The following is an 11,891-nucleotide window of genomic DNA, read 5'->3' as shown; positions in this document are numbered from 1 at the left end:
AGGAAAAATCGCAAACGTTCGACGTAACGCGAACAAAAAATCCGCGCTACGCCGTCGAACAGGCGGAATTCGATTTGTTCCGCGTTTCCCTAGGGTTCGATACGGCTCACCCGGGTGCTCCAGTTGGTCAGCGCGACCCGGGTCCCGCCGCAGGTCAGCAGCGCTGCCGGATTGACGAATTGCGCCAGTGTGCAGCTGCGCGCGATGTATTCCGAGGCAACCCAGAAATCGCGACCATCAACGGCGGCAGCGCCGTAGTCACCCCAGCGGCTGCGCGGGGTGCCGAACGCTTGATAGTTGCCGAATTCGTCATCTGCGCCCATGCCTTCGGCGACCAGATTGATGGTGCTGCCGCGGTGGCCGCTTTCGTCGTTGAATCGGACATAGGCGGCGCTCGGATAATGATTTGCGCCGATCAGGCTGAAGGCGATGACCCCTTTGCCGCCGGGCAGCGCGGCAATCGCTGGCCGGGTCAGGCCGTGCCCGGCCAGCGCGATGCGGCCTTCCCGCAGCACCCTGGCGTCGGCCCGGTTGCCCGACACGCGCGGCTTGAGAATGTAGTAGGCAATGCCGGTCTGGTCGACCCCTGCGACATTGACGATGGTGTCGAGTGCCGCATACAACTTGCCGCCGGTGAAAAATACCTGCTGCATGCGCGAATCGTTCGGATCGAGGTCGGCCAGCGTTTCGGTCACCGCCGGCTGGGTGGCCGTCAGGTAGTTCCAGCAGCCCGGGCCGAATGGCGTCGCCACGCTGCGGTCATTGAGGCAGTCCCGCAATGGCGCCAGTCCTTCTTTCTGGACGATGGCCGGTGGCACGCCGTAGGTATCGACATTGACGACACTGTGCTGCAGCGTCAGCGCCGGTGTGGCGCTGTTGAGCGAGCGGGTGTTGCCGAGTGCCCAAAAGCGCAAACGGTTGTCGTTGCCCGAATCGGTAAAGACCGCCGTCGAACTCATCAGGTATTCGGTGCCGCGGTTGTTATCCTCGAAATCACCCGATGGCGAGACGGCGGGCCAGACGGTGAATCCGGGATTTCCGTCGAGCAGGTAGTCCGCCGTATCGATCTGCACGACCTTGATGGCGGTGCTGCCGGCGACAAGCGCGGCTTTTGACATGGCATAAATTTGCGCACTGTTAAAACCGCCCGAGAACGGAAATTCATTCGTGGTCAGATAGATGCCGTGGGCATCGGCGCCAATATGCGGATAGTCGCCCAGGCACGGACAATTCGGATGCGTCGGCGTGCCCTGGGTGCCATCGTCCTGCACCGCAATCCGGTAGACCGTCCAGCTGCCCAACGGATTGGCGCTCGAACTGACTGCCAGGTCGAGATGATTGTTGCCATTGGCAGCTCCGGTGACGGGATCCGTGTCAAGGGTCAGCACCGCGTGAAACCAGCGCCTGACCTGCGGATCGTAGTAGCACACCGGATCAGTGATCGAGGGTCCGAACACGCGCGGACTGACCTGCCGGTTGATCGCAGGCGGGTAGCCGTAAAAAGCGTTCAGGGCGATATCGCCAGTCAGCGCTGCGCCCTTGCCGTCGAACACCTTCAGGACGTCGTTGACCGACTCCAGCACATAGCCGTTACCCACGCACAGGGCTTGGTCCGGCGGCTCGACCGAGAACTGGTTGCCGCCGCTGGCGAGGCGCTGGTTGCGCGAATTCAGGCCGTCGAAACTGGCCAGCAGGTGGCGGTCGACGCCGGTGCCGACCATCGCTTCGGCAGGCATGCCGTGGCCCTCGTGTCGCGCAATGCTGCGATTGATCTTGAATTTCGCGCTGCGCCGAAGCACGTTGCTGGTTGCCTGCGTGCCGTTGCCACCCGCCGCAGTGGGACCATCGGCCAGGTCGGGCGCGTTGTTAAAGGTAGGTTCGACTTCCGGCGCCGAGAGGCCGTCGATTCCCAGGTTCGCCGCCGGAAACTGGAGCGTTGAACTGCGCGGAATCTGTCGGATTAACGTTGCCGCCCTGGTCGGGAGCGCAACGGCACAAGTCAGAAAAACAAGCAACGCAAGCAACGCAAACCTGCCGAAACGGATGATCATCATTGTCCCCTTGATAGTGTAGGCACTCGTAGCAATCAGGGCGAAGCGCGCCAGCCTTCTCTTTCATGGTGGTTTCGCTAAAGAAAACACCAACGACAATATCAAGAAACGTTTCAAATGCGTTATTTGTCGTGTTGATAAGTTAACTCAAGACAAGGAAAGCGCCACATGGTGACCACCCATGCGCCGATGGCGTCGTGCGTCTTGCCATGTCCTTTTCTGATGTTGGACGGGTGCGCCGCAAACCTCGGCCTCCCTGCGGTGTCGACAGCGCGCGCAGCCCAGTGGCGTGGGACGTGCAGACCATCTGTTGGAAGGTTTTCTAACCCGTCTGGCGCATCTTTGCGCTGGCGCGACAGGCCCGTGGATTTCTGCCGCACAGGCTCCTGACGTTACCCGTCGAGTGCTGCAGCACGTCCGGGGCCGAGGCGGCGTATAGTAAAAATAACATCCTCAGTCCATCACTTCCCCGTTTCCAAGGAGAATCACCATGCGCATGAAAACCCTGGGCCAAACCGGCCTGTTCGTCTCCGAACTCTGTCTCGGCACCATGACCTTTGGCGGTGCGGGTGACGACATGTGGAGCAAGATTGGCCAGCTGCAGCAAGACGATGCCGACAAGATGGTACGTAGCGCCATCGATGGCGGCATCAACTTCATTGACACCGCCGATGTCTACGCCGGCGGCATGTCGGAACAGATCACCGGCCAGGCGTTGCGCAATCTCGGCATCGCGCGCAATCAGGTTGTCATTGCGACCAAGGCGTTTGGCCAGATGGGGGCCAGTCCCAACCAGGGTGGCACGTCGCGCGTGCACCTCATCGAGGCGTGCAAGGCCAGCCTCAAGCGCCTGCAGATCGACCATATTGATCTTTACCAGATTCACGGCTTCGATGCCGTCACGCCGATGGAAGAGCAATTGCATGCGCTCGACAATCTGGTCCAGCACGGCCATGTCCGTTACGTCGGCGTGTCGAACTGGGCCGCATGGCAGATCGCCAAGGCGCTCGGCATCGCCGCACGGGATCGTCTTGCGCGCATTGTCTCGCTGCAGGCGCACTACACCATCGCCGGTCGTGACCTGGAGCGCGAACTGGTACCGATGATGCGTTCCGAGGGGGTTGGGCTGATGGTCTGGAGTCCGCTTGCCGGTGGTCTGCTGTCGGGAAAATATGACCGCGCGCACGAAAGTGCCGGACAGGGTCGGCGCGCCAGTTTTGACTTTCCGCCGGTCGACCGTGACCGCGCCTACGCAGTCATTGACGTGATGCGCCGGATTGCCGATGGCAAGAGCGTGTCGGTGGCCCAAATTGCGATCGCCTGGCTGCTGCACCAGCAGGTCGTCACCAGCGTCATCGTCGGCGCCAAACGGCCGGACCAGCTCACTGACAATCTCGCCGCGACCAGGATTGCCCTGTCGGCGGGCGAGTTGGAGATGCTCGACAAGGTCAGCGCCTTGCCAGCCGAATATCCCGGCTGGATGCTCGAGCGCCAAGGCGCCGCCCGTCTCGCCTTGTTGCAACATCCGCCGCGGGACGCCTAGCCGTTGTGATCCGCCGGCCGAGGTGGTCGGTGAGCGTGGTCCGGCCATCCGTACGGTCCGGCCGGACCCGCACCGTCAAGGCCGCAGCGGCAGTGCCTCCAGATACGCAGCGACATTGCGCATGTTGGCCGCGTCCAGGCCATGCGCGACGGTTTTCATGACCGCGCCTTCGGGCCGCTGCTCGGTGCTTTGAAATACCTTGAGCTGCTTGACCAGGTAGTCGGCATGCTGGCCGGCCAGCCTTGGAAACAAAGCCATGCCCTCGCCTTTCGGTCCGTGGCAGGTGCTGCAAGCCGGCGTATTGCTGCCCGGCAGACCCTGCTCGAAAATGATCTGGCCTTCCTTCAGCAGAGCAGCGTCGGCGCGCTTGCCCGGTGCCGGCGTCAGGCCGGCATAAAAGGTTGCCAGGCCGTCGATCTGCGCATCCGTCAGGTTCGCGCTGAGGCCCCACATGCTGTTGACGGCCGCCGGGTCGGAACGTCCATGGCTGCGGAACGCCTTCATCTGCTCGGTAAAATACACCGGCAACTGCGCCGCCAGATGCGGGAACGCAGGCGATTCCGAGACCCCCTGCGGACCGTGGCAATTGGCGCAGACCTGATTGGCGATGGTGACGGCGGAGACATTGCTGTCGCTCAGGGACCGTGATCGTTCGGGGGCGCTGCAGGCGGCACCGAGCAACACCACGCCGACGGCCATGCCCTTGCAAACCAGTTGCCATTTCTTGCTGCTGATTGCGCGCATGTCAGTAAGCTCCCCAAGCGTATAAGAAGAAGGTGTTGTTGTCTTTGGCATCGCGACCGTTGCCGTCGTAATTTTTCTTCGCGCCATGGAAGCGGTCAAAGGCAAAATACTGCGCGCCGATGCGCACGTTCTGCACCGGTATCCAGAACACCTCCGGTATCCAGCCGCGCGTGTCAGGATTGGTTGCCGCATCCGGATACAGCGTCTCGTCGGAGCTGCCGGTGGTGCTGAAATATCCCAGGCTGGCGCCGTACCTGTTCTGATAGATATAACTGCCCTTCAGGCGCAGCGTGCGCAGGGTGTTGGATGAATTGGTCGCGGTACCGGCGACGTCGCCATTGCCGATCGATTCGCGGATATAGCTGGCCTGCACCGTGACCGTGTGCGGATCGAGCAGATACTGATACTGCGCATCGACGCCGCGATCGCGATAGCCGGTGGTCGGTCCGGTCGGATTGAGATTGTCGGGATAGACGTTGGCGTTCATGGCGAACATGCCGACCATCGCATTGTGCGCACCCCATTCACGGGTCAACGCCAGCCGCAGGTACGGATTGGTGCCGCGCAGTTTGGTCTGGTCGGCATGCTTGACGCCCTGGCTCAGGAAGGACCAGACGCCATTGGCGGTCTGGTACCCGGCGAGCTCGGCATACAGCATCCTGTTCCAGAACACGTAGGCACCGACGCCGGCTGCCTGCGCGCCCAGTTGCGACACGATCGGTGCGGCATCCGGGCTGGTCACGCCAAAGCCGGTGGGCACATATTGAATCCAGGCCGGCGCGGTATTCCAGGGGTCGGCCAGCGACGGGTTGTTATTGACGCTCAAACCCCAGATCACGTCCCGGTTGGCATCAATGGTGCGGTCGGCATAACGGATGTCGATATTGTCGGAGCTCCACTTGCCCTGCCATTTCCCGTTATCGAGATTCTGGTTGTCGTAATTGTTGTAGGTGGCCTGCGCGAAGACACCCACATTGTCGGTCACCTTGCTGCCCAGGAAGACACTGCCGGTTTGAAAGATCACGTTGCCGTCTTTCGAAAACGCCGGGTCTTCGGTGGGCGTCTTGGTCTTGGTGTCACTGATGACGGCCATCACCGAAAACGGATTGTTGTCGCGTTTGCCGATGGTGTAGCCGGTCATCTTGAACAGGCGCCCGTATGGCGACAGTTCGGGAAACTGGCCGCCAGCATGGCAGGCCACGCAGTTCTGCCCGGTCTGGCGTGCAAACGAGGGAAGCGCCTGTGCAGAAAACGATGCCAGCAAACCCTGTGCAAACAGGGCAACCGCCAGCAGGCGCGAAGAGGTGAAGCCGAAACCGCGGCCAGTGAGTGCGTCCATGTGCGTCCGATCCTTCTCGTCGAATATTCAAGTTATTGTCACGAACGCGTCACGCGCTGCTACATCAAGTACGAGTCCAATGTAGTTCACGCGATTCCGGATGCTTTGTGCGCTGCCGCACATGTGGCGGCATGACAACCTGCGTTGCGTCGACAAGCCCCCATTGCCAGTGTTGGCACAATCTCATGCTGGGCAGAGGTGTTCCATGATGTGCATCAAAACTGCTTTCGGGATGCGGTTCGCACAAAGAACGTTGTGCGACCATGCTGGTCAGCGCAATTTCTCATTCAAGACGGGCAACCGTCTGCGTCAGACAAATGCGCACGCCGTGTCAGACGGTTGTCAACCATGCTTGATGCGAGTTGGTTAAGGAGGCTCGGATCGACGTCGTCGACACAACAAGGACCTTCAATGAAATCGCATATCGGCATTGCCATGCTGCTCGTCACCGCACTCGCAGGAACCGCCTCCGTTGCCAATGCCAAAGGCTGTATCAAAGGATCAGCGGTGGGCGGCGTCGCCGGGCATGTCGCCGGACATCATGCCGTCGCCGGCGCAGTGGGTGGTTGCCTCGTGGGACGCCACATGGCCAACAAGAAAGCGGCCGAAAAAGCTGCAGCGGCCGCCCCGGCGCCCACCGTCGCGCCTTCGAAATAACTGACAAGAACAGAGTTCCTTCGCTGCATAACGCATCACCCAACCTGAGGGCATCACATGAAAACACTGTTCATCGCAGCAAGCATGGTCACCACCCTGCTCACCTCTGTCATTGCCAGTGCACAGGCGCCAGCTGCGGCCCCGGCTGGCAGCACCGCCGAGTGCAAGGATGGCACCTATTACTCCGGCGCCGCGAAAAGCGGCGCGTGTTCCGGGCACAAGGGCATCAAGGAATGGTACGGCGCGAAGGATGCCGCGGCGGCTCCTGCGGCTGCCAGCCCGGCTCCGGCCAGCAAGGTGGTCCCGGCCCCGGCTGCAGCCGCGGCGCCAGCCAAGACTGCCACCCCTGCACCAGCGACCCCAGCCGCTGCCGGCGGCGGACCTGGTCAGGTTTGGGTCAACAGCAGCAGCAAGGTCTACCACTGTCAAAATACGAAGTACTACGGGAAAACCAAGGCCGGCTCCTACATGACGGAAGCCGATGCCAAAGCCAAGGGGTTTCATGCCGACCACGGCAAGGCCTGCAGCTAACCGCGCGCCCACTGCCCACGTGCTGGCGGGGCTACAACCAGCGCACTGCGCGATGTCGGCGATGCCCGCTGCATCGCGCAGTAGCATGTTCTCCGCCAACGCCATGGCCAAGCCAGCAGGTGCGCCATCGGAAGGTAACTACGCTGTTTTTTGTGGCGGAATCATGATTTTTCTGCAGAGGCTTGCACCGGCCGGTTGGTGCGATCAAACCAGCGCTCCAGACGGTGCTGCAATAATTCAAAACACACGCTGAACAGCCAGTACACCATGGCGGCGGCGATATACAGCGGCAGCGGCCGGAAGGTCGTGGCGATGACTTCCTTGGTTGCCAGCATCAGTTCGGTCACGGTAATGACCGAAACCAGCGAGGTGTCCTTGATCAGGCTGATCAGGGTATTGCTGATGGCCGGCACCGCGATGCGCAATGCCTGTGGAAGAACGATGTAGCGCAGGGTCTGGCTATCGGTCAGGCCGAGGCTGGCACTGGCGGCCCACTGACCACGACTGATGCCCAGAATTGCGCCTCGGATGCTTTCCGACAGATAGGCCGACGCATTCAGGCTCAATGCCAGGATGCCGGCGGTGGTCGGAGAGAATTCAATGCCAATGCCTGGCAAGCCGTAATAGATGATGAAGACCTGCACCAGCAGCGGCGTGCCGCGCAGCACGCTGACATAGCCGGTCGCGACCCATCGCAGTGGCGTCGCGCGGGAAATGCGCGCGACCGCCAGCACAAAGCCCAGCACCAATCCGAAAAACATGGAAGCGAGCGCGAAGACCAGCGTGTAACCCGCGCCCCGGATCATGACCGGTGCGGCGATCCGGAGTAGCTCGATGGGATCCATACTTTTCCAAAAAAAATGCCCGCACAAATCTGTGCGGGACGGGACTGCCAGAACGGATTAGTGCGAGGCTGGCGCCTTGCTGACGTCGATGCCGAACCACTTGACCGAGACTTTCTTGAGGCTGCCGTCGGCGATCGATTCTGCCAGGGCCTTGTTCAAGGCTGCCTTGAACTGCGGATTACCCTTCTGAAAAGGGATGCCAATCTTTTCGACGCCATCCAGCACAGCGCCCGGCTTCAGCGGCAAGCTGGAGGTCTTCAGCAGATACGCAACCATCAGCGTGTCGTTGAGGGCGGCGTCGATGCGCGATGCGGCCAGATCCTGCAAATATTCCGGTGCGCCCGGATAGCTCTTGACCTCGATGCCAGCGACACTCTTTGCCTTCTGCTCATAGTTTGATCCCTGGCCGACACCCAGCTTCTTGCCTTTCAGATCGTCCAGGCTCTTGTATGACACCGTGGTCTTCTTGTTCACGATCAGCTGCGGGCTGGAGACCGTATAGGGGTCGGAAAAATCAAAGGCTTCCTGGCGCTTTTCGGTGATGCCGACCTGGTTGACGATCACGTCGAACTTGCCCGCCGCCAGCCCGGCCAGAATACCGCTCCATTCGGTGGTCACGAATTCCGCCTTGAGACCCATTTTGCTGGCCAGGAGTTTGGCGACATCGACGTCGAATCCGGTCAGCTCGCTGCTTTTCTGATCCTTGAAGTTAAATGGCGGATAGGTACCCTCCACCGCAATCTTCAGTGTTCCCCGTGCCTTGACGGTATCGAGCAGGTCAGCCGCACTGGCCCCAACCGTCATGACCGCTGCGATACCGAACGCGAGCAGATATTTCGCTGCGGAGAAATTGACTGGAGTTTTCATTGTATTTCCTTATGTTTTCGCCATGGCAAGGCAGGCATCATAGAACAGTCCGGTTTTGAATGCGAACGAAGAAATTCAGCTTTGCATAGTCATGCACGCTACAGCCGGGAACCCAAGCGCCATCGTAGTCGCAATCCCGTGGGCGATGGATGAAAAATACGTCGAGCGCTGGTGCGTCAGGCGCTCGAAGCAGATTCATGGCCCGCGCGGAGCGCGATGCTAAGATTGCTTCGGCGGCAAACCGGCACGGTGCGCCCCTTGCGCCGAGACCGACACCACCAGATCCTGGAGAAGCGCCATGCATCAACACGCTTATCGCCACACCGCCGGCAGCAAGACCTGGGGCTTTCGCGACCTCACCGACCTGATGGCCAAGGCCACGCCGCTGCGCTCCGGCGACCAGCTGGCCGGGATCGCGGCACACAGTGCCGAAGAACGCGTGATCGCACAAATGACGCTGGCTGCGCTGCCGCTGTCGGTTTTCCTCAACGATGTGCTGATTCCGTATGAAGACGATGAAGTCACGCGCCTGATCATCGACAGTCACGATGCCGCCGCGTTCGCCGTGGTCAGCCATCTGACCGTCGGCGACCTGCGCAACTGGTTGCTCGGCGACGAAGCTAACAGTGCCACGCTGGCCGCGCTGGCGCCCGGGCTCACACCCGAAATGGTGGCGGCGGTGTCGAAACTCATGCGCAACCAGGACCTGATCCTGGTCGCGCAGAAATGCCGGGTCGTGACGGCCTTTCGCAATACGCTCGGCCTGCCCGGTCGGCTCTCGACGCGGCTGCAACCCAACTACCCGACCGACGACGCCAGCGGCATCGCGGCCAGTGTGTTCGATGGCCTGATGTATGGCAGTGGCGATGCGGTCATCGGCATCAATCCGGCTTCCGACAATGTGCCGCAGGTGATCCGCCTGCTGGGCATGCTCGATGAAATCATTCAGCAGTTCGCCATTCCGACCCAGTCGTGCGTGCTGACCCACGTCACCAACACGCTGGCGGCAATCGAGCGCGGCGCGCCGGTCGATCTGGTGTTCCAGTCGATTGGCGGCACCGAAGCCACTAACCGCAGCTTCGGCATCGATCTGGCCTTGCTGGGCGAAGCACGCAGCGCCGCGCTGTCGCTGCAGCGCGGTACGGTCGGCGACAACGTGATGTATTTCGAAACCGGGCAAGGCAGCGCGCTGTCGGCCAATGCGCATCACGGCATTGACCAGCAAACCTGCGAGACGCGCGCGTATGCGGTGGCGCGCCACTTCAAGCCGCTGCTGGTCAACAGCGTGGTCGGTTTCATCGGTCCGGAATATCTGTTCGACGGGCGGCAGATCATCCGCGCCGGACTGGAAGACCACTTCTGCGCCAAGCTGCTCGGCTTGCCGGTGGGATGCGACGTCTGCTACACCAATCATGCCGAGGCCGACCAGAATGACGTCGATGTGCTGCTGACGCTGCTCGGTGTGGCCGGCTGCAATTTCGTCATGGGGATTCCGGGTTCGGACGACATCATGTTGAACTACCAGAGTACGTCATTCCACGATGCGCTGTACCTGCGCCGCACGCTCGGCTTGCGCGCCGCGCCGGAATTCGACGCGTGGCTGGAGCGCATGCAGATCACCAGCGGCCCATTGCAATTGGCGACAACCCTGCCCGCCGCCTTTGCCAACGCATTGATGCGCTTGCCATCATGAGCCAGCCACCGGTCATCGACAATCCGTGGCAGGCGCTGCGCCTGTTCACCGCGGCCCGCATTGCGCTCGGTCGCGCCGGCGTGAGCCTGCCGACCGATGCGCAGTTGGCATTCCAGCTGGCCCATGCGCAAGCCCGCGACGCGGTGCATCTGGAGCTCGACGTCGAACAATTGCAGCACGCGCTCGGACAGCCCTGTTTGCGCTTGCACAGCGCGGCGGCGGATCGCACCGTCTTCCTGCAACGGCCGGATCTGGGGCGCCGACTCGACGAGCCGTCGCGCGCACGATTGCAGCCGCATCCGGCCGATCTCGCTTTTGTGCTGGTCGATGGCTTGTCCGCGCCGGCGATCATGCGGCACGCCGCGCCATTCCTGCACCTGATGCTGCTGCGCGCGGCACAGCAAGGCTGGTCAGTCGCGCCGCTGTGCATCGTCGAACAGGGACGCGTCGCCATCGGTGATGAGATCGGCGCATTGCTTGGTGCGCGCGCGGTGGTGGTGCTGATCGGCGAACGCCCCGGCCTGAGTGCACCGGACAGCATGGGCCTGTACCTGACCTGGCAGCCGCGCGTCGGGCTCACCGATGCCAGCCGCAACTGCATTTCGAATGTGCGACCGGCGGGCTTGCCATGCGCGGCCGCTGTCGACAAGCTGCAGTATTTGTTGGCCGAAGCGATGCGGCGCAAGTTGTCCGGCGTCGCGCTCAAGGATGAGACGGCGGCTGCATCAACATTGCCCGATGCAGCCCCGGGCAGCTTTCTGCTGGGCTGAGGCGGCGACGGACAGATTCAGAAAGAATGGAACGATTTTGGCGGCCCGACATATACGTCAGGTGCGTGCTGGTCAGCATCGCTTCTCTCTCGAAAATCCAAGGTAACCGTATGCGTTCATCCGCTTCTTCGCCCCTCACACCAGGTCGCCTTGCGCACGCCGCGGCGGCACCGTCCACACCAGCCCCGGCGCTGCGCGCCCAGGTCTTCAGCGCCGCGCCGATGTCACGCGTATTGCGTCATTTGCCCGGGTCTGAGCGCCACCGCCTGATGCAGGCGCTGCAGTCGTCAAATGCCTTGCAACCGGCAGCGCTGCACGCAGTCGTCGACGAACTGGTGCGGCCTGAGGCTGCCCTGCCGGCTGACCAGGATTTACCCGCTGCGCTGCTGTCCGCGCTGGCATCGGCACTGGCACGGGTGGGCGACGACCAGCAACGCAATCCTCAGCTGGTGGCCTTGCTCAGTGCCTGCGACGTCATGCCGCAGCGCCATCAGGATCAGATCATGGCAGCGTTGCTGTCGGGTGCAGCTGGCAGTGATGTCGGCCATCAGGCGGTGTTGCTCGATGTGGTGACAGCGCATCTTGCAACGCTGGAGCAGCCGGCACGCGCCAGAGCGCTGCGCGACCATCTGGCTGCGAGCCTGCCAACACTGCATCCGGACGTGTTCTGGCAAGCCTAGGGAAACGCGGAACAAATCGAATTCCGCCTGTTCGACGGCGTAGCGCGGATTTTTTGTTCGCGTTACGTCGAACGTTGAGGGTGTCCGCGATTTTGTGTAATCGGGAAATCGATTAATGTTGCGGCATACGCTCATCGAACATGATGGTGAACCGATTCAAGGCGGCTTTCC

Annotated in this window: 11 protein-coding genes; 6 read left to right on the top strand and 5 right to left on the bottom strand. The window is 61.7% G+C overall.

What is annotated here, in order from left to right:
* Window positions 1-89: 89 nt before the first annotated feature.
* Window positions 90-2,051 carry a hypothetical protein gene (locus RCH09_RS18840; protein WP_326942688.1) on the bottom strand — a complete coding sequence of 654 codons (1,962 nt, stop codon included), beginning with the start codon at window positions 2,049-2,051 and terminating at the stop codon, window positions 90-92.
* Between the two features lie 490 nt (window positions 2,052-2,541).
* On the opposite strand from RCH09_RS18840, the gene RCH09_RS18835 reads away from it, so the two are divergent.
* A complete protein-coding gene (locus tag RCH09_RS18835; protein ID WP_326942687.1) occupies window positions 2,542-3,594 on the top strand; it encodes an aldo/keto reductase in 1,053 nt (350 codons plus the stop codon).
* A 75-nt stretch (window positions 3,595-3,669) separates the two neighbouring features.
* Here the strand turns inward: RCH09_RS18835 and RCH09_RS18830 are convergent, their stop codons facing one another.
* Together RCH09_RS18830 and RCH09_RS18825 are read right to left on the bottom strand one after the other, a co-directional pair.
* Window positions 3,670-4,338: a c-type cytochrome gene (locus RCH09_RS18830; protein WP_326942686.1), complete on the bottom strand. Its 669-nt coding sequence runs from the start codon at window positions 4,336-4,338 to the stop codon at window positions 3,670-3,672.
* Window position 4,339: 1 nt separating this feature from the next.
* Window positions 4,340-5,677, bottom strand: coding sequence for a cytochrome C (locus tag RCH09_RS18825; protein ID WP_326942685.1), 1,338 nt, complete (start codon window positions 5,675-5,677; stop codon window positions 4,340-4,342).
* A 411-nt stretch (window positions 5,678-6,088) separates the two neighbouring features.
* Here RCH09_RS18825 and RCH09_RS18820 point away from each other — a divergent pair, with 411 nt between their 5' ends.
* Together RCH09_RS18820 and RCH09_RS18815 are read left to right on the top strand one after the other, a co-directional pair.
* Window positions 6,089-6,334, top strand: a complete 246-nt coding sequence (locus RCH09_RS18820) for a hypothetical protein (protein WP_326942684.1) — start codon at window positions 6,089-6,091, stop codon at window positions 6,332-6,334.
* Between the two features lie 57 nt (window positions 6,335-6,391).
* Window positions 6,392-6,865, top strand: a complete 474-nt coding sequence (locus tag RCH09_RS18815) for a DUF3761 domain-containing protein (protein ID WP_326942683.1) — start codon at window positions 6,392-6,394, stop codon at window positions 6,863-6,865.
* 161 nt (window positions 6,866-7,026) lie between these two features.
* Here the strand turns inward: RCH09_RS18815 and RCH09_RS18810 are convergent, their stop codons facing one another.
* Both RCH09_RS18810 and RCH09_RS18805 read right to left on the bottom strand, forming a co-directional pair.
* Window positions 7,027-7,710: an amino acid ABC transporter permease gene (locus RCH09_RS18810; RefSeq protein WP_326942682.1), complete on the bottom strand. Its 684-nt coding sequence runs from the start codon at window positions 7,708-7,710 to the stop codon at window positions 7,027-7,029.
* 57 nt (window positions 7,711-7,767) lie between these two features.
* Window positions 7,768-8,577 (bottom strand): transporter substrate-binding domain-containing protein, encoded by an 810-nt coding sequence (locus RCH09_RS18805; RefSeq protein ID WP_326942681.1) that lies wholly within the window; start codon window positions 8,575-8,577, stop codon window positions 7,768-7,770.
* 298 nt (window positions 8,578-8,875) lie between these two features.
* Between RCH09_RS18805 and RCH09_RS18800 the strand changes: the two genes are divergently transcribed.
* The 3 genes from RCH09_RS18800 (at window position 8,876) to RCH09_RS18790 (ending at window position 11,720) form a co-directional block, all read left to right on the top strand.
* On the top strand, window positions 8,876-10,270 hold the full coding sequence (locus RCH09_RS18800; RefSeq protein ID WP_326942680.1) for an ethanolamine ammonia-lyase subunit EutB: 1,395 nt from the start codon (window positions 8,876-8,878) through the stop codon (window positions 10,268-10,270).
* Window positions 10,267-11,040 carry an ethanolamine ammonia-lyase subunit EutC gene (gene eutC / locus RCH09_RS18795; protein WP_326942679.1) on the top strand — a complete coding sequence of 258 codons (774 nt, stop codon included), beginning with the start codon at window positions 10,267-10,269 and terminating at the stop codon, window positions 11,038-11,040. The genes RCH09_RS18800 and eutC overlap by 4 nt, the downstream gene beginning before the upstream one ends.
* A gap of 110 nt (window positions 11,041-11,150) precedes the next feature.
* Window positions 11,151-11,720 (top strand): hypothetical protein, encoded by a 570-nt coding sequence (locus RCH09_RS18790; protein ID WP_326942678.1) that lies wholly within the window; start codon window positions 11,151-11,153, stop codon window positions 11,718-11,720.
* Window positions 11,721-11,891: the final 171 nt, after the last annotated feature.

Origin of the sequence: Actimicrobium sp. GrIS 1.19 (genome assembly GCF_035984655.1) — a bacterium.
In the GTDB taxonomy this organism is placed as follows: Bacteria; Pseudomonadota; Gammaproteobacteria; order Burkholderiales; family Burkholderiaceae_D; genus Actimicrobium.
This window is presented reverse-complemented; position numbering and strand designations above follow the sequence as displayed.